At 49.7% G+C, this 25,012-nt stretch carries 21 protein-coding genes; 8 read left to right on the forward strand and 13 right to left on the reverse strand.

Translation table 11 applies throughout. The features are described from left to right. The first annotated feature begins 99 nt into the window (after positions 1 to 99). Positions 100 to 453: a thioredoxin gene (gene trxA / locus BQ7117_RS05310; RefSeq protein ID WP_073996531.1), complete on the forward strand. Its 354-nt coding sequence runs from the start codon at positions 100 to 102 to the stop codon at positions 451 to 453. A gap of 18 nt (positions 454 to 471) precedes the next feature. On the opposite strand, the gene BQ7117_RS05315 is transcribed toward trxA, so the two are convergent. The 5 genes from BQ7117_RS05315 to BQ7117_RS05335 all read right to left on the reverse strand — a co-directional run bounded on the left by BQ7117_RS05315 (position 472) and on the right by BQ7117_RS05335 (position 6,744). Further along, a complete protein-coding gene (locus BQ7117_RS05315) occupies positions 472 to 1,569 on the reverse strand; it encodes a hypothetical protein (protein ID WP_073996532.1) in 1,098 nt (365 codons plus the stop codon). A gap of 70 nt (positions 1,570 to 1,639) precedes the next feature. Further along, a complete protein-coding gene (gene obgE / locus BQ7117_RS05320; RefSeq protein WP_073996533.1) occupies positions 1,640 to 3,169 on the reverse strand; it encodes a GTPase ObgE in 1,530 nt (509 codons plus the stop codon). Positions 3,170 to 3,364: 195 nt separating this feature from the next. Beyond that, positions 3,365 to 3,619, reverse strand: coding sequence for a 50S ribosomal protein L27 (rpmA, locus tag BQ7117_RS05325; protein WP_073996534.1), 255 nt, complete (start codon positions 3,617 to 3,619; stop codon positions 3,365 to 3,367). Positions 3,620 to 3,675: 56 nt separating this feature from the next. Continuing rightward, entirely contained in the window at positions 3,676 to 3,981 is a 306-nt protein-coding gene (rplU, locus tag BQ7117_RS05330) for a 50S ribosomal protein L21 (protein ID WP_073996535.1), read from the reverse strand. Between the two features lie 210 nt (positions 3,982 to 4,191). Continuing rightward, on the reverse strand, positions 4,192 to 6,744 hold the full coding sequence (locus tag BQ7117_RS05335; protein WP_073996536.1) for an Rne/Rng family ribonuclease: 2,553 nt from the start codon (positions 6,742 to 6,744) through the stop codon (positions 4,192 to 4,194). 731 nt (positions 6,745 to 7,475) lie between these two features. Between BQ7117_RS05335 and BQ7117_RS05340 the strand changes: the two genes are divergently transcribed. From BQ7117_RS05340 to BQ7117_RS05360, 5 genes are all read left to right on the forward strand, one after another. Then, positions 7,476 to 8,984 carry a cytochrome ubiquinol oxidase subunit I gene (locus BQ7117_RS05340; RefSeq protein ID WP_084789923.1) on the forward strand — a complete coding sequence of 503 codons (1,509 nt, stop codon included), beginning with the start codon at positions 7,476 to 7,478 and terminating at the stop codon, positions 8,982 to 8,984. A gap of 23 nt (positions 8,985 to 9,007) precedes the next feature. Next, positions 9,008 to 10,141, forward strand: coding sequence for a cytochrome d ubiquinol oxidase subunit II (cydB, locus tag BQ7117_RS05345; RefSeq protein WP_073996538.1), 1,134 nt, complete (start codon positions 9,008 to 9,010; stop codon positions 10,139 to 10,141). 108 nt (positions 10,142 to 10,249) lie between these two features. After that, the gene (gene cydD / locus BQ7117_RS05350; protein ID WP_073996539.1) at positions 10,250 to 12,142 is read left to right on the forward strand and encodes a thiol reductant ABC exporter subunit CydD; all 1,893 of its coding nucleotides are present in this window, start codon (positions 10,250 to 10,252) and stop codon (positions 12,140 to 12,142) included. Continuing rightward, on the forward strand, positions 12,135 to 14,096 hold the full coding sequence (gene cydC / locus BQ7117_RS05355; RefSeq protein WP_073996540.1) for a thiol reductant ABC exporter subunit CydC: 1,962 nt from the start codon (positions 12,135 to 12,137) through the stop codon (positions 14,094 to 14,096). The genes cydD and cydC overlap by 8 nt, the downstream gene beginning before the upstream one ends. 4 nt (positions 14,097 to 14,100) lie before the next feature. Next, positions 14,101 to 15,744 (forward strand): sensor histidine kinase, encoded by a 1,644-nt coding sequence (locus BQ7117_RS05360; protein WP_073996541.1) that lies wholly within the window; start codon positions 14,101 to 14,103, stop codon positions 15,742 to 15,744. 86 nt (positions 15,745 to 15,830) lie between these two features. Here the strand turns inward: BQ7117_RS05360 and BQ7117_RS05365 are convergent, their stop codons facing one another. From BQ7117_RS05365 to BQ7117_RS05400, 8 genes are read right to left on the reverse strand one after another with little or no spacing between them, the layout of a single operon-like run. Further along, positions 15,831 to 16,448 carry a response regulator gene (locus BQ7117_RS05365; RefSeq protein ID WP_073997007.1) on the reverse strand — a complete coding sequence of 206 codons (618 nt, stop codon included), beginning with the start codon at positions 16,446 to 16,448 and terminating at the stop codon, positions 15,831 to 15,833. Positions 16,449 to 16,484: 36 nt separating this feature from the next. Continuing rightward, positions 16,485 to 17,357: a bifunctional DNA-formamidopyrimidine glycosylase/DNA-(apurinic or apyrimidinic site) lyase gene (mutM, locus tag BQ7117_RS05370; protein WP_073996542.1), complete on the reverse strand. Its 873-nt coding sequence runs from the start codon at positions 17,355 to 17,357 to the stop codon at positions 16,485 to 16,487. Between the two features lies 1 nt (position 17,358). Further along, positions 17,359 to 18,162 carry a ribonuclease III gene (gene rnc / locus BQ7117_RS05375; RefSeq protein ID WP_073996543.1) on the reverse strand — a complete coding sequence of 268 codons (804 nt, stop codon included), beginning with the start codon at positions 18,160 to 18,162 and terminating at the stop codon, positions 17,359 to 17,361. Further along, the gene (locus tag BQ7117_RS05380; protein WP_073996544.1) at positions 18,155 to 18,745 is read right to left on the reverse strand and encodes a YceD family protein; all 591 of its coding nucleotides are present in this window, start codon (positions 18,743 to 18,745) and stop codon (positions 18,155 to 18,157) included. The genes rnc and BQ7117_RS05380 overlap by 8 nt, the downstream gene beginning before the upstream one ends. After that, entirely contained in the window at positions 18,735 to 19,307 is a 573-nt protein-coding gene (locus tag BQ7117_RS05385; protein ID WP_073996545.1) for a hypothetical protein, read from the reverse strand. Before BQ7117_RS05385 ends, BQ7117_RS05380 begins: the two co-directional genes overlap by 11 nt. Beyond that, on the reverse strand, positions 19,294 to 19,782 hold the full coding sequence (coaD, locus tag BQ7117_RS05390; RefSeq protein WP_073996546.1) for a pantetheine-phosphate adenylyltransferase: 489 nt from the start codon (positions 19,780 to 19,782) through the stop codon (positions 19,294 to 19,296). Before coaD ends, BQ7117_RS05385 begins: the two co-directional genes overlap by 14 nt. After that, positions 19,779 to 20,348 (reverse strand): 16S rRNA (guanine(966)-N(2))-methyltransferase RsmD, encoded by a 570-nt coding sequence (gene rsmD, locus BQ7117_RS05395; RefSeq protein ID WP_073996547.1) that lies wholly within the window; start codon positions 20,346 to 20,348, stop codon positions 19,779 to 19,781. Before rsmD ends, coaD begins: the two co-directional genes overlap by 4 nt. A gap of 1 nt (position 20,349) precedes the next feature. Then, the gene (locus BQ7117_RS05400) at positions 20,350 to 22,728 is read right to left on the reverse strand and encodes an ATP-dependent DNA helicase RecG (protein WP_084789926.1); all 2,379 of its coding nucleotides are present in this window, start codon (positions 22,726 to 22,728) and stop codon (positions 20,350 to 20,352) included. 124 nt (positions 22,729 to 22,852) lie between these two features. Here BQ7117_RS05400 and rpmB point away from each other — a divergent pair, with 124 nt between their 5' ends. Together rpmB and BQ7117_RS05410 are read left to right on the forward strand one after the other, a co-directional pair. Next, complete coding sequence (gene rpmB, locus BQ7117_RS05405; RefSeq protein ID WP_073997009.1) at positions 22,853 to 23,044, forward strand: 50S ribosomal protein L28; 192 nt, start codon at positions 22,853 to 22,855, stop codon at positions 23,042 to 23,044. A gap of 274 nt (positions 23,045 to 23,318) precedes the next feature. Beyond that, positions 23,319 to 24,749 carry an amino acid permease gene (locus BQ7117_RS05410; RefSeq protein WP_073996548.1) on the forward strand — a complete coding sequence of 477 codons (1,431 nt, stop codon included), beginning with the start codon at positions 23,319 to 23,321 and terminating at the stop codon, positions 24,747 to 24,749. The last annotated feature ends 263 nt before the right edge of the window (positions 24,750 to 25,012 follow it).

Below are 25,012 nucleotides of genomic sequence, written 5' to 3' on the forward strand. Positions count from 1 at the left end.
CGTCCACAGCCTAACCTTAAGGAATTATTTCACGCTATTATGCGTTGTAGTTAATGACAATTGTAACGCAGAACCTGCACACAACTGAAAGGATATTTCATGGCAAGCGTAGAAGTAACCGCGAAGAATATTGAAGAATTGACGAAAGACGGCATTACTATATTGGATTTCTGGGCACCTTGGTGCGGGCCCTGCCAAAAATTTGGACCAGTATTCGAGGCAGTTTCGGAAAATCATTCTGATGTTACCTTTGGAAAGGTAGATACGGAAGAGAACGGCGATTTAGCTCAGTCGTATGGAATTATGTCGATTCCTACCCTCGTGGTCTACCGCGATGGCATTAAAGTTTATTCGAAACCAGGCGCCCTCGATAAAAACGCTTTAGAAGATCTAATTGGGCGCGTAAAAGATCTGGATATGGATAAAGTGCGCGCACAAGAAAATAATAACTAGGAGTGCGAACTAAGAGCGCTAATAGCGAAATAACGGCAAATCTTTTTGCCCTTTGGCGCGCTCTTGGAGTAGTGGCAGTACGCCACGCATAATCGAAGCCAAATCGGTGGGGAGTGAAGCTGGGCGGAATACGATTCCGTCCGCCACTCCCCTCTTTATATAGTCTTCTATCTGATACGCAGCGTCGTATACCGTACCGATTACTGCCGCAATATCCGAAAAAGCCGGACGCTGCGTAAGTTGCTCAATAAGCACTAATCTTTCTTCCGCTGCCCGCAGAGTAGCCGAAATAGCCACCCCTAGTTCTAGAATTATCGGCAACGGCGCGCTATTTTTTGCTCGCTCCTGCTGCAGGGAGATACGCCCGCGGCGAATTCCCTCTATATCCGCACTCCGGCACCACACCGCCTGAAAATATTTACTGAGGAGAGCAGATTTATTCTGCAATAGCTCCGCTTCCGTAATTACCGCACTCAACTGTACTTTTCGTGCAACTGCGCCGCGGGCAAAGCCAGCTAACTGCTCTGCAGAGGGGAAATCTGCCGCCGATAAGGGCAGCAGAATTTCGCGGCAGCTCTTTAAGTCAAGAGCCGAATTACTGAACACTTCGGAAGCGGCGGCGAGCGGAATCTCTACGGCGAGAGTAGCCGGCGGAATCAAATCCTGCAACTTTGCCGCTGCCTTTAGCCCGTCTAAAAAATTAGCACTCTGCTTGCTAGCAATAGGCTGCCTACCTGTAGCAAAATTCCCGCTGGCCGGGCGCTGTGCACCTACTGCAAGCCGCTTATCTAGTGAAGAATCGTCACCCCGCGTAGCTTGCTCTGCGGCAGCTTGGATATGAAAATCTTGCTTTAAAGCTACAAAATCCAAGCCTCCTTGCTGCGCAGCATTAATCGCCCCTGCTAGGCGCGGCAAATTGAGATGCCCAGCTAATTCCTCTACCCCATATTCACCCGGCACCCGCATACTATGAGCACCCAAGGGAGAAAGATCAATACCCATAAATACTTCTCGGCGAATATCTACTTCACCAGTATTATCGGCATCACCAGCCGTGAGCATACTTTCTGAGCTACCTAATACAGCAGCTTTTCTCGCTGCCAACTCAATCGGCATATTTCTCCCCTTAGTTCAAGAATATTTCCACTGCGAATACTCCGGAATACTCTCGCGATATATTCTTTCCTTAATCCAAAGCAGATTCTACTTCCGGATTCGTCCAATGCCCAGCTTCTCTCTCTTGCTGTAGCTCTTGCCGGGCAGCTTCTTTTGCATCCATCGACTGGTGATAGGCAGCTTTCCGCTCGCGCCGCGTGGGGCGCATTTGCTGAAGCAAACGAGAATCCTCACCACGCGGAGCTACATTCTCTTCTACAGAGAGCACACTCGGCTCCCAATCAAAAATCATTCCTCCCTCGAGCGGACCAATTACTACCATATCGCCGGCTCGCGCACCCTGGCGTGCCAGCTCCTTTTCAATACCCAGACCAGCTAAACGCTCTGCCAAATATCCCACTGCTTCATCGTTACTAAAATCAGTTTGCCGCACTAGGCGCTCCGCCTTATCGCCGCGAATTTGATAAAATTCCTGATCTCCCTGCCGCTGCTTTTGCACATTAATAGAAGCGCTGCGTTTATCTAGCGGGCGAAGCACTGGGCGTGGTTGCGTAGCTGCCACTATTTCTTCGCGCTCCCGCACTCGTTTAACCATAATCCCTAAATCATAGCCCAGCTTATCTAGCCCTTCCCGACTGACAGCGGAGACGATAAATACCGGCAAACCCCGCTGCTTTATATCTCCGGCCACGAACTGGGCTAATTCTTTAGCTTCTGGCACATCAGCTTTATTCAGCACCACTGCCCGCGGGCGTTCACTTAGTGGCACAATTCCCGGCTCATAGGTAATTTGCTGGCTGTACTCCGTAAGTTCATATTCAATTGCCGCTAAATCACTGAGCGGATCGCGGCCATTTTCTAAAGTGGCGCAATCGATTACGTGCAAAATAATTGCGCAGCGCTCGATATGGCGTAAAAATTCCAGCCCTAAGCCTTTACCCTGCGCTGCACCCGGAATCAGCCCCGGCACATCTGCAATGGTATAGCGCATATCCCCTTTTTCTACTACCCCTAGATGCGGCTGTAAAGTAGTGAAAGGATAATCAGCTATTTTCGGGCGAGCAGCACTCAAAGAAGATATTAAAGAAGATTTACCTGCGGAGGGAAAACCTACTAGAGCCACATCCGCCACCGATTTCAACTCTAGACGCAAATCGCGCTTCTCCCCGATGTCACCTAGCAAAGCAAAACCAGGAGCTTTCCGCTTACGGGAAGCTAAAGCGGCATTTCCGTATCCACCCTGCCCTCCGGCAGCAGCTACGTATTCAGCTCCCAGATTCACTAGATCAGCGAGAATATTTCCTTCCATATCTTTTACGACTGTGCCCGCCGGTACGCTTACAACCAGATCTTCCCCACGCTTGCCATTTTGTAAATCTCCCGCTCCCGGAGCACCTTTTTCTGCACGCAGATGCGGGCTGTGGCGCAGATGCAACAAAGTAGTTTCTTGCCCATCTACCCGCAAAATAATATCGCCGCCATGCCCGCCGTTTCCTCCGTCCGGCCCTCCGAGTGGCTTAAATTTTTCCCGGCGTACCGAAGCTACACCGTTTCCACCGGCACCGGCTTCTAAATGCAAAGTCACTTGGTCTACAAACATTGCGTTTTCTTTCTTAAAGAGTGCTCACCCAGAATGTATTGGCTTTTTCCGAAATTCTAATTCTGAGTATTTTCTCGTCTAGTATTTTCTCGTCTTCCGAATTAATAGCTATCTCTAGGATATACAAGAAGGACGGAGATTAAAGCTCTCCGCCCTTCCTAAAATATTATTACCGTGAATCGGCGCCTACTGCTCCTAGGCGTTCGGTACGATGCTGATGGTCTTCCGGTTCCGCCGAACTCCAAATTCTACGGTACCTTCTGCCAGCGCAAAGAGCGTATCGTCTTTACCACGACCCACATTGGCACCTGGATGGTACTTAGTGCCACGCTGACGCACGAGGATTTCTCCTGCATTTACCATCTGACCGCCGAAACGCTTAATTCCTAAACGTTGGGCGTTAGAATCGCGACCATTGCTAGTAGAACTAGCGCCTTTCTTATGTGCCATTTTATCCTGCTCCCTTAGAGTTAAAAGCTCGTTAACGAAAATTCCGGAGAATCAGATCACTTAATAGCGGTGACTTGCAGGCGCGTCAATGCTTGGCGATGCCCCATGCGCTTCCGATAGCCCGTCTTATTCTTGTACTTGACGATATTAATCTTCGGACCTTTTGCCGCCCCGAGAATCTCTGCAGTTACCTTAGCGGTAATTCCTTCTGCAGCAGTGGTGATCTTTTCGCCGTCCACGAGCATTATCGGCTCCAGCTCTACCTTATCGCCGGCTTCGCCCTCTAGTTGATTCACTAAAAGAATCGAACCTACAGACACCTTCTCCTGGTGTCCGCCCGCCTTTACAATCGCGTAAACCACGTTCTGCTCATCTCTGTCGATTTGATTATGAATGCTTTACACATTCACCCTGAAAATTCTTAGCGCATAAATGCGCCGACACATCACTCTACTAAAATCTCGCCACCACTAACAAGTGGAGAAATCGCGACAATCACCACACTCTGGAATCAGGTGCCTTTTTCTTATCTGTTTCGCCGCCATTTCTTCCCTATTTTTCTTTAGTTTTTCCTAGTTCTTTTCGACTGGGAAACTCATAATAGTAAAAGAATCAGCGGAAACAGGGGTAATAGTACCCGCAGAGCTGACCCGGCGATGCCCATTTTCTTCTGCAGCGGGCGCCGCCGCTTCAGCTGCCGGAGCAACTTTTTGCGCAGCTTTCTTTACATTCTTCTGCGTATTTTTCTTCGCATCTTTCGGCGCAGTTTCTTTCGGCGCCCGCGCTTTACGCGACTCTTTCGCCGCTTCTCGCCCTCTCGCCTTAGCTGCTTTTTCCGCCTTAAGCTGCTGCTCCGCAGAATCTTCCATCGAGTTTCCTACCGGTTTTTCTACCGATTTTTCTGTCTCTTCTGACTCTTCTTCTGCTTCCTGCTCATGTTTCTGGGCTGCCGCCGCAGCAATATTGGCTAAAGCTGCCTTCACCTCTGCCTGCTTTGGGTCTTCTTTCTCGGGAGCTTTATGCACCTTTCCGCCCAAAGTAGCTTTATTTTCTTCGCTATTCTCTTCGCCTTTTTCAATCGGATGGTCATGGCTAATATAGCCACGCCCCGCACAAGCAGTACAGACCGTCGAGAAAGCTTCCACTAGGCCTTGCCCGACCCGTTTCCGCGTCATCTGCACCAATCCTAGGGAAGTAACTTCCGCTACCTGGTGCCGAGTGCGATCGCGCCCCAGGCATTCGATCAATCTCCGCAGCACTAAATCCCGGTTTTCTTCCATAATCATATCGATGAAATCAATGACTATGATTCCGCCAATATCGCGCAAACGCAGCTGCCGCACAATTTCTTCTGCAGCTTCCAGGTTGTTCTTAGTTACGGTTTCTTCTAAGGTGCCCCCCGAACCAGTAAACTTACCGGTATTTACGTCAATCACCGTCATAGCTTCAGTTCGATCTATTACTAAGGAACCGCCAGAAGGCAAAAATACGATTCGATCAAAAGCTTTCTGCAACTGCTCATCAACCCGATATTTGTGGAAAATATCTGCGTCTTTATCGGCTTTTATGAGGCGCTCTTCCAACTCAGGCGAAAGCTCTTCTACATATTCTTTTACAGTTTTCCAAGTATTTTCCCCAGAAACTGTGAGGGAAGCGAAATCTTCATTAAATACATCGCGCACTACCCGCACAGCTAATTCGGGCTCCGCTTTTAATAGTGACGGCGCATTCTTCGAGCTCTTAGACTTAGCCGAGATATCTTTCCACTTCTTCAGCAGTCTTTCAATATCACTTGTAAGCTGCTCTTCTGTGGCTCCTTCTGCCGCCGTGCGGACAATTACTCCGTACTCTTCCGGCACTATCTTCTTCAAAATTCGCTTCAACCGCGTGCGCTCTTTTTCGGGAAGTTTGCGCGAAATTCCCGTCATATTGCCATTCGGCACCAATACTAAGTGCCGCCCCGCCAAGGTAATCTGCGCCGTCAATCGAGCCCCTTTATGGCCGATTGGATCTTTCGTGACCTGTACCAATACCGGATCACCAGATTTAAGTGCATCTTCAATTTTGCGCGGCTGCCCCTTGATTCCGGTAGCTTCCCAATTCACTTCTCCGGCATAGAGCACCGCATTGCGGCCTTTACCTATATCCACGAAAGCAGCTTCCATAGAGGGCAATACATTCTGTACTCGCCCTAAATAGACGTTTCCAACCATAGAAGTTTGGGTATGCCGGGCCACGAAATGCTCTACTAGCACTCCATCTTCGATTACAGCAATCTGATTTAAGCCATCCCGCTCTTGGATGAGCATCTCCCGCTGCACTGATTCGCGCCGCGCCAAGAATTCCGATTCAGATACGGCATAGTGCCGTTTCCCTGCCGCGCGCTTCTTCTTCCGCCGCAACTTTTTCGCTTCCAATCGAGTAGAACCACGCGGAGCGGTGACCTCATCTTCTGCTCCAGCTTTATTCCCACTCCGCCGCCGGCGCAGGCGCACTTTGGGAGAATTTTCTTCATCATTCTCGCCACTAGCAGCACTCTCTCCGGAAGTTTTTGCCGCTTTTTCTGTTCCACCCGCTGCTGCGTCTATCTCGGCAGCTTCCGCTTTCGCTTCTGCTCGCTTGGAGCTTCTCGAACCAGCACCTTTAGATGTTGCTCCGCGCTGCCCCTTATCTACGCTGTCTTCTTCTGCACTATTTTCTAAATCTTCGGGCGTATTCTCGTTTTCCACTATTTCTGTGCCGCGGCGCCGTTTACTGCGAGTACCCCCACGCGATCCACGCCGAGAACGCCGCGAAGTAGCAGCCGGCTCTTCTACCAATGCTTCCGAATTATCTTCTACAGCACTCGAAAAATCTTCGCCAGCAGCGTCCGCTTTTTCTTGGCTCTTCTGCCGGCGCACTCTCCGCGCTTCTGCCACTTTCGTAACGTCTGGCTCTTGGAAGAGCAAAGTGGTGAGAGGAGCTGCTTTCTGCACTGGCTTTACCGGCTTTGACTCTTTTTCCGCCGGCATCTCGCTGAGCCCTGCCGAAAAAGTAATATCGGCATTCAACTTTTTCACATTGCGCCGCCGGCGCTTTTCTGCAGTGTTATTTAATTTTTCTTCTGATTTCTTATCAGCAACCATTTAAAAGGTACTTTCCCTGCTCCGTAGCCGCCTGCATCTGACCACTAGCGAAGCAATTTTTCCCGCAACCACTTCGGCTGCAAAAGTCTATGGGGGCATTTCCCTCCGGCAGCTACGCAGTACAAACCGCGGCGCTCAGGTAAGGAAAATTTTAAGCTGATGCTCGCTCAAATTGCCTAATGCTACTTTAGCACGCTTCCGCTCTCCAACCACCATAGCAAAGCTGACTATCTCAAAATCGCTTGTGGAGCTACTCACTTACCTCGCAATTTCCTATTTATTTAGCCAACTTCCCCTATCGATAAAGTACCGCTCACTTAGCTAAAAATATCGAGCCACCCTCACTATTAAAAAATAAGTAAAATCAGAATAAGTAAGCATTTTTCCTTACTTAGCCACCTAATTATGAAAGACTTTCCTTGCAAAAATAGTTTTCCTGCCTACTTAGTGCCTGCCGCGGGATTTTTTCTAAAGAATAAGTGTAATAATAGGTTACGAGAATAGTATTCAACGCGTAAGTTTTTACTTCGAAAGTAGATAACAACGCAGTTGAACGGATTTTTCCCGAAAAAATACTGGCTCTGGCATACACGGCGTTACAGTGCCTTAGGTCCCACAGCCTTTAGATTTTCGCATTATCCGGCTCCGCTGGCATAGCACCCGTTTCGGGGAGCCAATGCCGGCGCCTATTCATAGCTGTAAATTTATACGTCTGACGAAAGGTAATCGAGGTGGAAGCTCTAGACCTTGCCAGGTGGCAGTTTGGAATTACCACGGTCTACCATTTTATTTTGGTACCGCTGACCATAGGTCTTTCCCTGCTAGTGGCAATAATGCAGACCAAGTGGCTCAAGAGTGGTGAAGCTAAATGGCTAAAAATCACTGAGTTCTTTGGCAAAATTTTAATAATTAACTTCGCACTCGGCGTGGCCACCGGTATTGTGCAAGAGTTTCAATTTGGTATGGGTTGGTCGGAATACTCCCGCTACGTAGGAGATATTTTCGGAGCCCCCCTCGCTTTCGAAGCTCTGCTTGCCTTCTTCCTAGAGTCCACTTTCTTGGGCGTCTGGATTTTCGGTCGGGGGCGCGTATCGCCGAAAGTACACACTGCCTCGGTATGGCTCTTCGCCATCGGCACGAATGTATCGGCCCTCTTTATTCTGGCCGCAAATTCCTTTATGCAGAATCCAGTGGGAGCCATCTTTAATCCGGAGACGGGGCGGGCCGAACTTGACGGCGCCACCGGCTTCTTAGATGTGATTTTCTCCCCCACGTCGATGTACGCCTTTGCACATACTTTCACCGCTTCCTTATTACTCGCTGGCTCACTAATTGCTGGAGTGTCCATGTGGTGGCTAGTGCGGAGAGTAAAGGCTGGCGACAAAGCCGAAGCTCTCGAGTACTGGAAGCCTGCCGCTCGATTCGGTTTCATTGCTATGCTGATTGGCGCACTACTCGTCATCACTACCGGGCATTTCATGGGGCAGCATATTTATAAGGCTCAGCCCACGAAGATGATTGCCGCAATGGGAATCTCCCAGACCGAAGAATCGGCGCCACTCGGCTTAATTATGAAGGGCACAGAGCTCAATGCGGATTCAGTAATCACTTTGCCGATTCCGGGCTTAGAATCCTTTATGGTCACCAACCACTTCAGTGGCCCTGAATCGCAGATCACCGGAGCTGACGATATTAATAAGCAGTTCCAAGAGTACTTTGCCGATACCTACGGAGCAGATCAAAACTATCTTCCCAATCCTTTCATCTCGTTCTACTCGTTCCGAATCATGATGGGGCTGGGCTTTGCTTCGACTCTGCTAGCGTTGCTAGGGCTCTTCGTACTGCGAAAAGATAAGCTACCTGATTCCCAGGGTTTAGCAAAGCTTTTCGTATGGACGATTCCTTTCCCCTATCTCGCTTCTACATTCGGCTGGATTCTCGCGGAAATGGGTCGCCAACCTTGGGTGGTATATCCGAATTTCCAAGCCCAGCCCATGGAAAGCACTCCGCCTACGCAGTTAATTAATCAACTTACTGACTATGGTGTATCGCAGAACGTACTCAGCATTGAACTGCTGGCTTCGTTAATCATTTTCACTCTCCTTTACTTGGCGCTCGGTATCGTCTGGTTCTTACTGGTAAAGCGCTATGTAGTAGAGGGCATCAATCCGCGCGCAGAAATATCAGTAGAAACTATTGATGTAGATGCGGAAGATGCCAAGCTGAGTTTCGTCTACTGAGGAATGCAGGTTAGGAAATCATAATGGAACTTTCAATCTTACAAATCATTTGGTTTATCCTTATCATCGTCCTCTGGGCGGGATATGTGACGCTGGAAGGCTTCGGCTTCGGCACCGGCATGCTCCTCAATATTTTGCCAAAAGATGCAAAAGAAAAGCGGGCATTGCTCAATTCAATTGGACCGCACTGGGATGGAAACGAAGTATTCCTCCTCACCGCAGGCGGTGCCACCTTCGCCGCTTTCCCCGAGTGGTACGCCACTATGTTCTCCGGAATGTACTTAGCACTCGTACTAGTACTGGTCATGCTGATTGTGCGCATATGCGCAATTGAATGGCGTGGCAAGATTAATTCAGCGCGCTGGCGTGCTGTATGGGATAACCTGCATACCGGTTCAGCTTGGATCGTATCGATACTCTGGGGCGTAGCTTTCGCTAATTTAGTACAAGGAATGCAGATTCAAGTAGGAAACTACGTAGATGGCGAATTTATCGCCGCTGCTCCCGAAAATGTAGATGCTGCCCTGCTCGACGGAGCACAGCACTTCCTCACCGGTGGATTTTTCTCCCTCCTCACGCCTTTTACCATTGTCGGTGGCGTGGTAGTGTGCAGCCTCTTCCTTAACCATGGAGCTCTCTGGATTGCTTTGAAGACGCAAGGAGATATCCGGACTCGGGCAATTGCTCTGGCGAAGAAGACTTCTATCTTCTCCACCGCAATAACCGCTATCTGGGCACTCTGGGCACAATTTGCATACTCCGCTAGTATCTGGGCTTGGATTCCGCTCCTGCTCACTGCGGTACTGCTTATTGGCGCAGTGGTTCTCACCTGGATGGGTAACGAGAAAGGCGCTTTCTTCGTACACTTCGGAGCACTAGCCGGTGCAGTAGCCTTCATATTCTTGACTTTCGGGGCCAACGCTCTGAAGTCGAGCATTAACGAAGCCTATAACCTCACTTTGGTACAGGCTTCCGCTACTGCTCCTACCCATACGGTAATGCTTATTGCCGCAGTAATTTTCGTGCCAATCGTACTTGGCTACACTGCTTGGGCTTATAGCATATTCACCAAGCGTATTTCGGTACAGAATATTCCGGACGAATTTGCCGGACTACATCCTACCGAGGTGCGAGAATTTGCTTCCACGCAGGCTTAAATTAAAGCTATAAAAATGTAGAAGGTGGAGGGTCACATGGCCCTCCACCTTTTACTTCGTATTTTATCCACCTATAATCACTTACAAATTCTTTAGGAAAGTTTGGTAGTGAAACCTTTTGATGCTCGTCTCTTAAAATACGCCCACAGCGCCCGGCGCTATATTGCTTTTTTAGTGCTGCTGGGATTCATAATGACGCTACTTATAGCAATACAAACTATTCTCATTGCCGCGGCACTCTCCCCCATTTTTTATGGCACAGCTAACCGGGCAGATATTATTCCATTACTACTCTGGTTGGCGTTAATCTTTTTACTCCGTACCGCTCTCCAATATCTGCGCAGCAGCGTCGGACATCGAGCTGCTTTACAAGTAATAAGCACTTTCCGCACCCAGGTATTGCGTCACGCTGCAAATCTAGGCGAGCGCTGGCTTTCCCAAGGAAATACTACGCGCGTAGTCACCCTAGCTACTCGCGGTTTAGACGATTTAGAGGCTTACTTTGTCTCTTTCCTTCCCCAATTATTTCTCTGCGTCACTGCTTCTCCGGTACTAATAGTAGTTATGCTGGCTATCGACTGGGTATCAGCTTTAGCTGTAGTGCTTTGTATTCCGCTCATACCACTTTTCATGATCTTGATTGGGAAAATGACCGCTAGCTACTCGGGGCAGCGGCTTCGCGCTATGCAGAAGCTAGGAGCGCAGTTGCTAGATTTACTAGCAGGTTTAGCTACTTTGAAAGCGGTCGGGCGCGAAAAAGGCCCACAGAAGCGGGTATATAAACTTGGGAAAGCTTTTACCGAAAAAACTATGCAGACTCTCTATGTAGCTTTTCTTTCTGGAGCTGCTCTCGAATTCCTCACCACCCTTTCCACCGCCATAGTGGCAGTGGAAGTAGGATTCCGAATGGTGGCCGGGCAACTAATGCTTTTTGAAGGATTAGTACTGATTATGCTCACTCCCGAAGTATTCAAGCCCCTCCGCGAAGTAGGTACCCAATTCCATGCTTCATCAAACGGCATGGCCGCCGCAAAGCAAGCCTTCGCTATTTTAGAAACGCCCTTGCCAGCAGATACCCCGTTGCCGGCGGATGCGCAGTTACCGTCCGCTAAACTTCTATCTCCAGCTACGGCGAATCCGACTTTAAATTCCGCTGCTTCTGCACAAAATATCTCTGAACTAAGCTCTGATTCACCAGTAGATTTAGACTTAAAAAATACGGTAATACGCTTAGAAGACTTAAGCGTCTACGCTCCTGGGCGCGCTACGGTAGCTCCATCTAACCTGAGTGGAACAATCAGCCCCCGAAAAATTACCGTCTTGCGTGGGCCAAGCGGAGCTGGTAAAAGCACCACTGTGCAGGTCCTTCTAGGGCTACTTTCCCCAGATAACGGCACCGTCTTTATCGACGATATTCCACTTTCCCAGATTGATAAAAATTGGTGGTGGAAAAATATCTCGTGGGTGCCGCAGCAACCTGTGTTGGTGCCGGGCACTATTAGCGAAAATTTAGAGGTAACTGATCCCGAACACAATCTCCCCCTCTTAGAAGCCGCAAAACTCACCGGCTTTTTAGAGGTGATTCACTCTCTTCCCGCCGGTTGGAATACTAAGGTCGGGCAAGGCGGAGTGGGGCTTTCTGTCGGCCAACGCCAGCGCCTCGCCCTCACGCGCGCGCTTATCTCGGAAAAACAAATAATAATTTTAGACGAACCTTCTGCTCATCTAGATGCAGTTAGTGAAGAGTACGTGGCAAATGCGCTGCAATTCCTGAAAGCGCGCGGGCATACGGTAATCGTAATCGCACACCGCGCCGCGCTAGCTAAATTAGCAGATACCGTGATTGATATTGAATCCGGTACTCGCGATATTTCCACAGAGATTGCTCTACAGAAACAACAGGCAGAAGATGCTGCCACTAAAGCACATCGGGAAATGCAAAAATATGACTATGCACTGCCCACTTCGTGGGGAAAAAAGACCGGAGGAAATAATGACTGAATCTATATTTCCGCCCGCTGAGCGGGCCGCCCTCCGCCGGATATTGCATATGCTGGAGATCGATAAAAAACGCTTTGGACTTTCTATAGTCTTAGGATCCGGAGCTATTGGCTCTGGTGTGGGACTAGGTGCCGTCTCGGCTTGGCTAATTGCGCGCGCTGCCCAACTTCCCCCGGTACTCGATCTTTCTATTGCTGCCACTTCTGTGCGCGCTTTCGGAGTAGGAAAAGCTATTTTTCGTTACCTGGAACGCATTTCCTCCCACCGTGTATCTCTCAACGGCATGGCGGCACTCCGCACCCAGGTATATAGCCAACTAGCTGATTCTCCAACCGATGTAGTTGCTTCAATCCGCCGCGGAGATCTGCTGGCGCGCACAGGCTCGGATGTAGATGAAATCGGGCAGGTAGTGGTGAAATCGCTACTTCCCGCTGCTATCGCTGTGGTAACTTCGCTTATTTCTATTGCAATTGTGAGCGCTCTCTGCTTACCTATCGGTCTAGTATTGGCTTTTTGTTTATTACTATCTGGCTTGGCTGGCCCGTATTTTGCCGCTCGCAGCGCACGCAGAGCCGAAATAAACCAGGTAAAGGAACGCAGTCAGCTAAATATAGAAGCTCTCACACTTCTCGAATCAGCTAGTGAATTGCGGGTAAGCGGCAAACTTTCACACTTAGAAGCAGCGCAGCAAAAAACCGAAAAATTGATTCAGCAAAACCGAAATAAAGCTGCTTTTTCTACTGCTTTTGCCAGCGCCATAGATGTATTCGCTTTAGGAATCTCCGTAATTGCCGCTATTTTAATTGGCAGTGGGCAAGTATTAAACGGCAATTTATCTGCGGTGGGGTTAGTAGTTTGCACCCTCACGCCCCTTTCCGCCTTTGAATCCACTCAAAGATTGCCAGATGCCGCTATTCAACTAGTGCGCTCTGCCCGCGCCGCCCTGCGCATTACCGAACTGCTAGATACCGGCAAAAATACTGCTACAAATTCCGCCAATGATGAGGTAGCTACCGAATTACACTCGCCTGCACCTTCCACCCCCATGTCTTCCACACCCGTAACTTCCGAAGCCGCAACTTCCACACCTACAACTCCGGTTACAAGTACTCCTCTTACAAATACTCCCCTTTTAGAGGCAAAAGATATTGTACTGGGGTGGCCTAGCGGCCCCGATCTTAGCGAAAAGCTAAATCTGCGCCTCGTGCCTGGGAAAACTATTGCTATAGTCGGAGCTTCGGGAATCGGCAAATCTACCCTGCTCTACACCTTGGCCGGGATGATTCGCCCTCATCAAGGCGTAGTAGAAATATCGGGAGCCGATATCGCGGCCCTGGAACGCACTACCGTAGCCGATAAAGTAACACTCACAGCGGAAGATGCCCATATTTTCCACACTTCAGTGCTGGAGAATCTCCGCGTAGCACGCGCCGATATTACTCCGGAAGAAGCCGTAGAACTCCTGGAAGCGGCCGGCTTAGGAGAATGGCTAGCACAATTACCGGAAGGAGTAGAGACGGTGCTGGGCGAAAATTCTCGCACTCTTTCCGGCGGAGAACGCCGCCGCATTTTACTGGCGCGCGCTTTCGCGTCTCCAGCAGATTTCTTCCTCCTCGATGAGCCCGGCGAGCATCTCGATTCTGCAACGGCAGATAAGTTGATTCGCGATTTACTAGCTGCCGGAAATCCTCCTCTCTCTCCGCAAATGCTTGCTTCTGCCGAAGTAGAATCAACAGCCACAGCCACTGATACCTCCGAGGAAAACAAAAAAATCTCTTCTATTCCCGCCAAACAACGCGGGGTAATATTGGTTACGCATCGTCTACATCCACTCGATGCCGCTGATGAAGTGATAGTTTTAGGTGAACATCCGGCACGGATACTAGCCCGAGGCACCCACAAAGAAGTAATGCAGCAACTCCCAATTTACCGCTGGTCTGCAGAACAGGAGTAAATAGATGCCTGATAATTCTTTTCTTACCGAGCTGCTGGCCAAGGCGCTAGAATTAACCGGAAAATTAGAGCGACCCGAGGCGATGAAATTCTTCGTCGATACTGCCCGTGAACTCACTGGAGCGCACTACAGCGCCTTAGGAGTACTCGATGCCCACGGAGATACCGTAGAGTTTTTCTTTTCCGGTTTAGACGCAACGCATGCCAGCAAAATCGGCTCTCCACCTGCGGGGCTAGGAATAATAGCTGAGATTCCCGCCCAAGGAGCACTCATTATAAATGATTTGCCGCATCACCCCCGCGCCGCTGGATATCCTAAGCACCATCCCCATATGGAAAACTTTTTAGGCGTAATAGTACCGGTAAATGAGCAAGTATGGGGGCGGCTATATCTGACCGATAAACCGGGTGGATTCACGAAAGACGACGCCACCAAGATGGAGATGCTGGCTCATGCCGCATCTATCGCCGTACAAAATTCCTATCTCTACACAGCTTCGCAAAATCGCGCCCGCTGGCTAGCTGCTTCGCAAAATATCGTTTCCTCCCTTCTCGAAGGTACCGAAGAAGAAGAATCTCTACAGGTAATTACGGAGGAAATGCGCATAGCTGCCCGCGCCGATGTGGCGTTGATGATTCTGCCGTCTATAAAGAATAATTGGATGTGTGAAATAGTGGCTGGAGCGGGAAGTGAAAAATTCCGCGGCCTCAATTTTCCTCCGGATGGGCGCGCCCAGACGGTGATTCGAGAGCAAAATGGGCTCGTAATAGACTCTATGCAGCGTCTAACTACTGTGCGTATTCCCTTAATGCGGGAATATGGCCCGGCGCTCTATGCTCCACTGGTATCGAAAGGAGTAGGGCGCGGAGTAATTATCCTGTTGCGGCATCTAAAGGCTGCAGAATTTGATTTGCATGATTTAACTATGGCGGAAAATGTGGCCCAACAAGCCGCTTTCGCGATGGAACTAGTACAGGCTCGCCACGCACAAGAAATGGCTTTGGAGCTAGATGAGCGCGCCCGCATCGCCCGCGATTTACACGATTTAGCTATTCAGCAACTTTTTGCTTCCGGCATGCATATTACGGCAGTAAAAGAAGATTTAGATGCCAATGCCAGCCCAGAAGTAAAGAACGCTCTAGATAATGCCATATGGGCTTTAGACGAATCGGTGACGCAGATTCGAAAAATAGTGCGTTCGCTGCGCGATGATTCTCCGGCGGCGGCACTGCTCGAACGTCTCCAACATGAAACTACTCTTTCACTGCAGTCACTGGGATTCGCTCCCTCGCTAATTATCCGAAAGGATGGCGAAATACCACCGGCAGATTTTGATTACACCACTATCGACGATTTAATCGGAGCTGATATTGCCGACGATGTGACGGCAGTAGTACGAGAAGGTCTTTCCAATGTGGCTCGCCACGCCCACGCTGCCTCAGTAATAGTAGAGATTAATGTAGATGCCCAGCAGATAGAGGTACAAGTACTAGATGACGGCGTGGGTATTACTGCGGCGGCAGCTCGCCGTTCTGGATTGGCTAATTTAGCAGCCCGCGCCCGGCGGCATCATGGCAGTTTCACGATTGGCCCGCGCCGCGATGGCACCCGGGGTACGCGCACTTACTGGCAAGTGCCACTCGCTTAATAAAGCTATATAAAGTTAGAACCAGCCGCTCCGGGCACTAGTCAATAGCGCATAATCAATGCGTTAAATTACAACTGTAATCAGAGTTATTGTTGGCGCCAACCAGAAGCCCGTTGCCCAGCTACCCAGGCCGCCACTTGGGTACGGCGCTCCATCCCCATTTTCGACAGCAACGAAGTAATATGGTTCTTCACGGTTTTTTCTGCCACTCCGAGTTTCTCCCCAATTTCTCGATTAGAGAGCCCTTCCCCAATCAAATTGAGTACTTTCCGCTCGGAAGGAGTTAAATCAGCGGTTGGATCGTCATGGTCAGCCCGCCGGCGCGTCACAGTGCGTTCATCTAATAAGACCCGCCCATCTGCTACTGCTTTAATTACATCCGTAATTTCTGCCCCGCGCACCGTCTTAAGCAGAAAAGCTTTTGCGCCCGCTTCGAGGGATTCAGCTACGGCGTCGTCGTCATCAAAAGAAGTGAGCACAATGCATTGTGTATGCGGAGAATATTCACGCAGCTGCTCGATAATATCTAGCCCGGTTCCATCCGGCAGACGTAAATCAATTAATGCTACTTCCGGCTGCATAAGCTCCGCCCGACGCAAAGCTTCACTTACAGTACCGGCTTCTGCCACCACATTTAGCCCTTCAGAGCGGTCTATGACTTCCGCTATTCCGCGTCTTACCACTTCGTGGTCATCGATAATCATCACATTAATCAATTTGTTCTTCATAGATTTCTCCTCTCATCTTGGCCTTTGGCATTGTGGGCAGTAGTACGAAGATCGTCCGGAAATTTTTTCTCTTACTAAAAGTGTGCCACATCGCGCGCAAGGCTGCCCAGCGCGGCCATAAGCCTGCAAAGAACGCGAAAAATAACCGGATTCGCCATTTACGTGCACATAGAGCGCGTCAAAAGAAGTGCCACCAGCTGCTATCGCCGCGCGCATTACTTCTTGTGCCTGCTGATAAAGCATAATTATTTTCGCCGCCGCGAGCTTATCAACTGCCGTGCCCGCATAGATCTGTGCGGCATAGAGGGCTTCATCGGCATAGATATTGCCAATTCCAGAGATACAATTCTGCTCCAGAAGCAGAGCTTTTATCGAAATTTTCCGGTTTTTTACCCGCTCTACACAAGCGGAAATATCTACTGCCGGGTCTAGTGCGTCGCGGGCAATATGAGCCGCGCTGCGAGGAATAAAAGCTAAATCTGTGCCGCATCCTCCCGCTTTCTCATCAAAAGTAGGAATTAAAATATCGGGAAGTAAATAACCGAAAGTGCGCTGATCAATGAAATCAAGCCGCGTGCCATCTTCTAAGTGCAGAGCGGCACGCCGATGTGGGCTAGGAGCACTATTTATCCGAAATTGCCCCGACATCCCGAGATGCGCCACTAAAGCTTCCTTTTCGGGCTGGTTTTCTTCCTCTAATACAAACCAGAGAAATTTTCCGCGCCGCGCCACCTCTTTTATGCGTTTTCCTGCTAATTCTTGCAGACCAGCAGGCGATTTCCGTGCTACGCGCTTATGAAATTCTTCCGCTCGCACAATTTTTTTGTTGAGCACATGTGGAAGCAGCCCGCGCCGAATCGTTTCCACTTCTGGCAACTCTGGCATTTTACTTTGCTGCCTTCCGCTGGCGTGCCTGCCACTGCCGAGCAGCTTCCCGCATTGGAGTAAGCATATCTACTCCGTGCTCCGCAAGTAGGGCATCGTTTCGTGAATTCCCCAAAGGCTCTCCAGCTAGAAAATGCGCATACGCATCCCGGCAAGCAGTCAGTTTAGCTGCCTTTTGCGATGTTTCCTGTCCTTTTCCCCACTCTAATCCGTGCAAGAGCACATAGGCAGTGTAGCGTTTGGCATGATCGGGACCGCTCGCTTCGATTCGATAACTCACTTCTTCGCTAATTCCCAATTCGCGAATTAATTCATCGACCGCAGTGCGCCAATCTAGTGCTGGCCCCATTTCGCGCGCCTGCGCAATCTGCGCCACGAGATGTTTTTCCACTACCGCGCGGGTGACATCCATTCCTTGCGTTTTATAGGTAGCGGCAATTAGCGCCTCCACCGTATCGGAAAGCAGCGAATCTTTTTCCCGACCGCCGCTTTTTTCTTCTCCCTTTCCAAGGCGCATATAAGCACCTAAATCGAGACTGCGCGCAATCTCAGCCAAAGCTTTTTCCGATACACTGGCCGATTTTATCTTCGACATATCCCCTTCTGAGCTCTGCGGATAGTCAGAAAAAATCCGATCTGCAGCAATAAAGCCCAGTATTGAATCTCCGAGAAACTCAAGACGCTCGTTATGCTCAGTTTCATTCTCATACGCCCAAGAACGATGCGTAAGAGCAATCTCCAGTAACTGCGGATCAATATCTGCTCCCCATTTTTCCAGGAGCAGAGTGCGGTCGGAATTATGCATTATCTTCAGAATCCGTTTCTTTCGCCTCTTCTGCTTGCAGCTGCGCACGTAGCTCCTCAAGAACCGCAAAACGCGGATCTAGCACTTCGTGGTGGTGAGAATCGGGCAAGTCGTCCCATTTCTCTCCGCAGCCAGGGCAAAGCCCTGGGCAATCTCTTCGGCACAGCGGGCGGAGTGGCAGAGCAAGCACCACTACATCGTGCAGTAGCGGCTCCAAATCTACTTGCCCATCTTGAATTGCTGGGAAATCTTGTGCTTCACTATCTCCTTCGGCAAGGAGCCGGGCAATTTCTTCCGGAGTGAAAATTACTTCTGAGACTCGTTCGTCGAGGAAAATCTGCAAAGGATCTAGGCAGCGAGCGCATTTGCCGCGCGCCTCCACCTTTATACTTCCCTGTACTAGCACGCCTTCCGATATGAGCTGCAACTGCAAATCAATTTCTAACGGGGTGCCAGCAGGAATTTCCACTAAATCTAGCGAAATCTCCTCCGAAATAGGCAGAACTTTTTGATAAGAGAAAATGCCGCCAGCAGCCGCCGCAATATCGGCTAAATAAACTATAAAAGGTGAATTATTCTGCATCTTCTTCAGCCTGAGCTCCTTGCTCCCGCTCAGCCAACATTTCTTGACCGGCCGCGATTTGCGCTTGTATCTGCGCGAGATATTCTTGTACGCCTTGTAGCTGCTCAGCAAGGGCGCTGAGAGTATCGGCAGAATACTTATCGGCGCCGCGCTTTATTTTTGCCGCGCGCGATTTTGCTTCATCTATTATCTTCGTGCTCTGCGATTTAGCACTCACGGTGATGGAATCCTGAGCCACTAGGCGCGAAGCCTGCTCCCGTGCTTCCGCCACAATCTCTTGTGCCTTTTTCTTAGCATGCGCAGTGACGCGGTTAGCTGCTTCCTGCGCCTCATCCGATACCCGCTCTACATCTTGCAATACTGAATCTGCTTCCACTATTTGCGCCGGCACAATAGCGCGAGCAGTTTCTAAAAGATCGAGCATTTCTTCTTTATTGATTAATACTGAGGCAGAAAGAGGCATCGATTTTGCCTCATCTACCAGAGTGGTAGCTTCTTCTAATACTTCTAATAGCGAAGCTCCGGATTCAGATTTTTCTACTTCTGGATTATTTTCCTGCATTTTTCCTGACTTTCTCTTTCAGTGCACTGGCTACGGCGCCTGGCACCAGATCATCGATTTTCCCGCCATAAAAAGCGATATCTTTTACAAAAGAAGAAGCGATATGAGCTAGATTGGGATCTCCAATAATAAATACCGTTTCTATGCCCGATAGATGCCGATTCAATAGCGACATCGCCTGCTCGCCGTCGTAATCTGCCGCTCCTCGCAACCCTTTCACTATAGCGGCTGCCTGATGTGCTTTTGCGAAATCAGCAATCAGACCTTCCGCTATCTCTACTCGTACCCGCTGCAGCGGAGCCATTACTTCCTGTGCCATCTTTAACCGCTCATCAGCGCTGAAAAGATATTTCTTCTGCGAATTTCGGGCTACTGCCACGATTACTTCGTCAAACATACCAAGCGCGCGCTCTACTACGTCAATATGGCCGTAGGTGATGGGATCGTAAGATCCTGGGCATACCGCAATACTCATGTATTTAGCATACTTGGATTTTCCCCGCGCACGGCACTCCACACCCGGGTATCTCCCCATTTTCTACAATCATCGAGAAAAATTCCAGCCGGCCAGCCCGGTTCAGGAGATTTTTTGCTTCTTTCCACCAGAATCATTCCATCTTCCGCCAAATGCATAGCACATAGCTCTAAATCAGCAGTTAGCTTGGATTCTTCTAAAGCATAAGGAGGATCGAGCATAATTAGATCAAACTTAGGTAAATCTTCCTGCTGTAAATAACTCTGTACTTTCTGGGCAACTACCTCCACAGGAAGATCGCAAGAACGGCGATTTTCTTTTATTATTTGCACAGCAGCCGAAGCTGCTTCTACACATATGACGCGCGCAGCTCCCCGGGAAAGCGCTTCCAGCCCCAGAGCTCCCGAGCCTGAATAGAGATCTAGTATGCAGCATCCTTTGATATAGCCATAATGCTCTAGCCGCGAAAAAATACCTTCCCGAGCTCGCTCCGAAGTGGGGCGAGTACCTGCTTTCGGCACTTTTAATTTTCTTCCTTTAGCTGTACCCGATACGATGCGCGTCATTTCAGCTCTTTTCCAAATAATCCACTTCGGCAGCTTGCTCTGCCTCCGCCACTAAGCGCCATAACTCTGGGCAGCTTTCGGCACTTTCAGTGCTTTCTGCCTCCACTAGCTGCAGAGCAGTTTCTTTTGCTGCCGCTATAATATCGACATCCTGTAGTGCACTCAAAAAACGCAGCGCTGTCTGCTTTCCCGATTGCCGCGCTCCCAACACATTACCTTCTGCGCGCAATTCTAAATCTTTTTCTGCCAGTTGAAACCCATCTCGCGTGGCCGCAAAAGCAGTTAAACGAGCAAATGCAAAAGTGCCCGGCGGAGATTGATGCAGGGCTATACAAAGGGAATCTTTTTTTCCGCGCCCAATTCGCCCGCGCAGCTGATGAAGTTGGGAAAGTCCAAATCTTTCCGCGTCCATAATCACCATCATGGTCGCTTCGGGTACGTCAATCCCCACCTCCACCACTGTGGTACAAACTAAAAGCGGAGTACGCCCGGCGGCAAAATCAGCCATGGCGGCATCTTTTTCTTCACTACTCAGTTGCCCGTGCAGTATTCCCAAATTAGAGGTGGCGAAGCCCGAGCGTGCTTGCAGCATTTGGTAGACGTCTTCCACCGTATGCAATGGTTTTTCTGAGTTTTCTGAGTTTTCTGAGTTTTCCGCAAAGGCCGGTAACAAGGTATCACCTACTGAATCGATAACTGGCACTCCCCCTGATTCCGCCGACCCCCTTGCTTCCCCTGCTTCGGCAAAAAGCTCTCCTTCCGCAGCTGTTTCTGCCGTATATGCGGAAATACGCGGGCAAACTACATACACTCTTCCTCCCGCCGCAATTTCTTCTTGTGCCCGCTCCCATACTCGTTCAGCTAAAGCGTTATCCCAATAAGGCACCAAGAAGGTACTTATTTCGGGGCGGCCGGCTGGTAAATCGGGAAGCGTTGATATTTCTAAATCACCAAAAGTGGTCATAGCGATAGTGCGTGGAATCGGCGTAGCCGTCATTACCAGCATATGCACCCCAGCTGCCAATTTTGCTCGTTGATTTACGCCAAAGCGATGCTGTTCATCTATAACTAATAAAGCTAAATCGGGGATCTGCACCCGCTCTTGTAAAAGCGCATGTGTGCCCACTATTAACTGCGCTTGCCCGCTGGCGATTCTCCCTAAAGCAGCCCTTTTTTCCTTCATACTCAGAGAACTGCTCAATACCTCAATATGTAACTCACGCTCCCAGTCGGCGCGTTTTTCTCCATCCCAAGGGTGATAACGAGCAGAAGCCAAATCGCCAAGCAACCGATACAGGCTAGCGGCGTGCTGGTAGGCCAATACTTCAGTGGGAGCCAATAATACTGCCTGTTTACCATTATCGATTGCCTGCAGCATTGCCCGTAACGCCACTACCGTCTTTCCCGATCCGACATCGCCTTGCAGAAGCCGACGCATGGGAGTAGCAGAGTGCATATCTGCCGCAATTTCTACTCCTGCTTGCACCTGCCCCGGCGTAAGCGCAAAAGGCAGTTCCGAAAGTAGTTGCGCAGCTAATCCCTCCGAGCGCAGCGGGCATTCCGGAGCCGCCTGCCCCTGTGCCTGCACTTTTCGCCGCGCCAGGACGGTTTGCAGTATCAGCGCTTCTTCATGTTTCATACGCCGGCGCGCCGACGCTAAGGAATTTTCCGAATCGGGGCAATGCAGCTGCCGTAAAGCTGTATAACGATCTGGCAATTCATGCTGCCGCCGATAAGTTTCTGGAAGCGGATCTGGAAACTGCTGCGGATTAAAAAGGGGCCAAATCGTTTTTACGGCTTTCTCTATTTTCCACGAAGGCACTTTTGCAGTGGCGTGGTAAATAGGAATTGGCTGGTCAAAATGAGCAGCAGCTGCATCTTCACTAGCTTTCAGTACTTGATATTCCGGGTGATTTAGCTGTAGAGCCCCCCGATAAGTGGAAATAGTGCCAGAAAAGACGGCACGCGCCCCCACTGGTAATTGCATTAAGTGAAAATTCAGAGGTCGCGAATTTTTTGCAAAGAAAGTCAGCCCGAGATCGTGTGCACCATCGCTAATTACCATGCGCAAAATAAAGCCGCGGCGGGCCCGCATAGGGCGTATATTAGCTTCTACCACTTTTGCTACTACGGTGACGTCTTCCCCCTCCCGCACTGCCTCAATTGGCAAAAGTTCGCCGCGTTTCGCGAAGCGGAAAGGCACGTGGAAAAGCAAATCTTCGGCCGTATATAGCTGCAGTTTTTCTAAGGCTTTTGCCGAGCGCCTCCCGATGAGCCTTTCCAAAGGAGTGGAAAGCAAGGTGTAGTCTTCTGCGGGCAGAGCTGAGGCAGGCGCTCCTGCGGGCGCAAGTTTTTTCTGGCTTTCCATACTCTCCAGCATACCCTCTCTCCGCAAAGTGCCCTATCCCACTGCTATCGCCTTGGATTCAGAGCAGTTTTTAAGTTATGATTCTTTAGTTGCAATTCTTATATGGGCCTGTGCCCAAACGATGGAGGAGATAATCGTGGCTGCTGTTTGTGAAGTATGCGGTAAAGGTCCGCGTTTCGGCAAGAGCGTCTCGCATTCCCACGTGCGCACCAATCGTCGTTGGAATCCGAATATTCAGCGGGTTCGCGCATTAGTAGATGGCACTCCCAAGCGGCTGAACGTCTGCACCTCTTGCCTAAAAGCAGGTAAGGTTACGCGCAATATCTAGCAGAAATACTTGATAACCATAAAGAGAAGGTCTCGTAGAGGCCTTCTTTTTATTTCTCTGCCCACTTGAAAGTTCTGTCTATTTGAACGTTTTGCTGGTGTGAAAGTTCTGCCTGTGCTTTGTGAGCACAAGGAGATACATATCCCATTTTTTATTTTCTTGCTCTTTTAAAGCTCTCCTACCAATAAACTGAACAGATATAGGTATTTTGGGTGGAGATTACCCTAATTTCCCCCGCCTATACCGCAATTGTATATATCAATTGGAGAGAAAAATGACGGAAAAATCTAGAAGCACGCATTTAAAGCGGCGCTTAACAAGTCCACAAGTTGCTATGATCGCGCTTTCCGGCGCACTGGGGACCGGACTCTTTTTGGGTTCCGGATCTACTATCTCCTTTGCCGGCCCAGCCACTATCATTTCTTATGTACTGGCTGGATCTCTAGCTCTCACCGTTGTTTTTGCCTTGGCGGAAATGGTATCTGTGCACCCCGTACCAGGTGGGCATGGAGCTATTGCCGCCGAACACCTAGGAAAACTGGGCGGCTATATCGCCCGCTGGAACTTCTCCGTCACCTGGCTTACCGCCGTCGGCGCCGAAGTTACTGCCACCGCCACCTATCTGCAGCATTGGTTTCCAAATCTCTCGCTCGGACTAGGCACGGTACTTTGTTCGCTCTTCATTATCGGGCTGAACATGGCCACAGTACGCCTCTACGGCAGCTCCGAGTACTGGTTTTCCATGATTAAAGTGACGGCAATTGTAGTATTCATTTTGCTTGGTTTATCAGTAATTTTCTTCGGCTGGCCTAGCCCGCACGGCGCAATCGGGTTCTCCAATCTCAGCGCACACGGCGGATTCGCCCCCATGGGAGTGACGGGAATACTCCTGGCTGCCTGCATGGCCGTATTCAGCTTCGGTGGCATCGAAAATGTTTCGGTATCCGCTGCTGAGAGTGAACATCCGGAAAGAGATATTCCGCGCGCCACCTCAACCATGATTTGGAGACTCCTGATTTTCTACGTATTGGCTACCTTCGTGATAGTGACGCTACAGCCCTGGACGGCGACCGTAGCTGCCTCAGGTAATGCCGATTCTTCGCCTTTCGTAGTAGTACTGGAACTGGTAGGTATCCCAATCGCTGGGCATATTATGAATGCGATTTTAATCGTAGCCGCACTCAGCGCCGCAAATGGCTGCCTCTATGCCGCTTCGCGCATGATCCATTCTTTAGCTACCGACGGCATGGCTCCGCATTTCGCCGCTTATACTTCGAAGCAAGGCGCGCCGCGCGGGGCCGTAATCATTGCCACTATCTGCTTCGTAATTGCCTCGGCACTTTCTATCCTCTCCCCCGATAAAGCCTTCATGTATCTCTATGGCTGCGCTACCGTGGGAATTCTAATTAACTGGGTAGTAATTATGCTTACCCATCTGCGCTTCCGGGCTCACTGGAAACAGCAGCATACTGACGACGAGCGCCCCCCAGCCTTCCTGCGGGGTGCGCCGGTAATAAATATTGTGGTAATTGTGGCTTCCGCTGCCATCTTTATTACCCTTTTGAAACTTATGCCAGTAGCTTGGATTGCCGGTATTCCTTATATCTGCATTCTGTTTATTTCTTTCGCGATTTTGCATAAGGTACGCGATCTACCCGATCCACAGCCACTGGTAAAGCTGCAGAATTCTTCGGAAAGAAATTAATCCACAAATTACTTTCGCTGTTTTCACTTTTCTCGGGCATCAGCAACTTTTCTGCTGATGCCCGAGATTTACTGTAAACTTTTACAAATTTCCATTTTTTATTGCGAAACCTCTTATCTATTTTTTCTGTGATGTATAGTACTAAATAGAAATCTGTGTACCCACTCTTTTCTTGGGTATCCCATCTTAGCTTTTAGCTTCGGCGTCATTAGCAATAATGCAAAGCTGCTGGAATACCCCCAAAACAAAATACTCAATGAGGA

This window comes from Arcanobacterium urinimassiliense (assembly GCF_900119495.1).
Lineage (GTDB): Bacteria > Actinomycetota > Actinomycetes > Actinomycetales > Actinomycetaceae > Arcanobacterium_A > Arcanobacterium_A urinimassiliense.

Coding starts and splice junctions, on each gene's coding strand:
- trxA (WP_073996531.1), top strand. CDS start 100: ATGGCAAGCGTAGAAGTAACCGCGAAGAATATTGAAGAATTGACGAAA.
- BQ7117_RS05315 (WP_073996532.1), bottom strand. CDS start 1,569: ATGCCGATTGAGTTGGCAGCGAGAAAAGCTGCTGTATTAGGTAGCTCA.
- obgE (WP_073996533.1), bottom strand. CDS start 3,169: ATGTTTGTAGACCAAGTGACTTTGCATTTAGAAGCCGGTGCCGGTGGA.
- rpmA (WP_073996534.1), bottom strand. CDS start 3,619: ATGGCACATAAGAAAGGCGCTAGTTCTACTAGCAATGGTCGCGATTCT.
- BQ7117_RS05335 (WP_073996536.1), bottom strand. CDS start 6,744: ATGGTTGCTGATAAGAAATCAGAAGAAAAATTAAATAACACTGCAGAA.
- cydB (WP_073996538.1), top strand. CDS start 9,008: ATGGAACTTTCAATCTTACAAATCATTTGGTTTATCCTTATCATCGTC.
- cydC (WP_073996540.1), top strand. CDS start 12,135: ATGACTGAATCTATATTTCCGCCCGCTGAGCGGGCCGCCCTCCGCCGG.
- BQ7117_RS05360 (WP_073996541.1), top strand. CDS start 14,101: ATGCCTGATAATTCTTTTCTTACCGAGCTGCTGGCCAAGGCGCTAGAA.
- BQ7117_RS05365 (WP_073997007.1), bottom strand. CDS start 16,448: ATGATTATCGATGACCACGAAGTGGTAAGACGCGGAATAGCGGAAGTC.
- mutM (WP_073996542.1), bottom strand. CDS start 17,357: ATGCCAGAGTTGCCAGAAGTGGAAACGATTCGGCGCGGGCTGCTTCCA.
- rnc (WP_073996543.1), bottom strand. CDS start 18,162: ATGCATAATTCCGACCGCACTCTGCTCCTGGAAAAATGGGGAGCAGAT.
- BQ7117_RS05380 (WP_073996544.1), bottom strand. CDS start 18,745: ATGCAGAATAATTCACCTTTTATAGTTTATTTAGCCGATATTGCGGCG.
- BQ7117_RS05385 (WP_073996545.1), bottom strand. CDS start 19,307: ATGCAGGAAAATAATCCAGAAGTAGAAAAATCTGAATCCGGAGCTTCG.
- coaD (WP_073996546.1), bottom strand. CDS start 19,782: ATGAGTATTGCGGTATGCCCAGGATCTTACGATCCCATCACCTACGGC.
- rsmD (WP_073996547.1), bottom strand. CDS start 20,348: ATGACGCGCATCGTATCGGGTACAGCTAAAGGAAGAAAATTAAAAGTG.
- BQ7117_RS05400 (WP_084789926.1), bottom strand. CDS start 22,728: ATGCTGGAGAGTATGGAAAGCCAGAAAAAACTTGCGCCCGCAGGAGCG.
- BQ7117_RS05410 (WP_073996548.1), top strand. CDS start 23,319: ATGACGGAAAAATCTAGAAGCACGCATTTAAAGCGGCGCTTAACAAGT.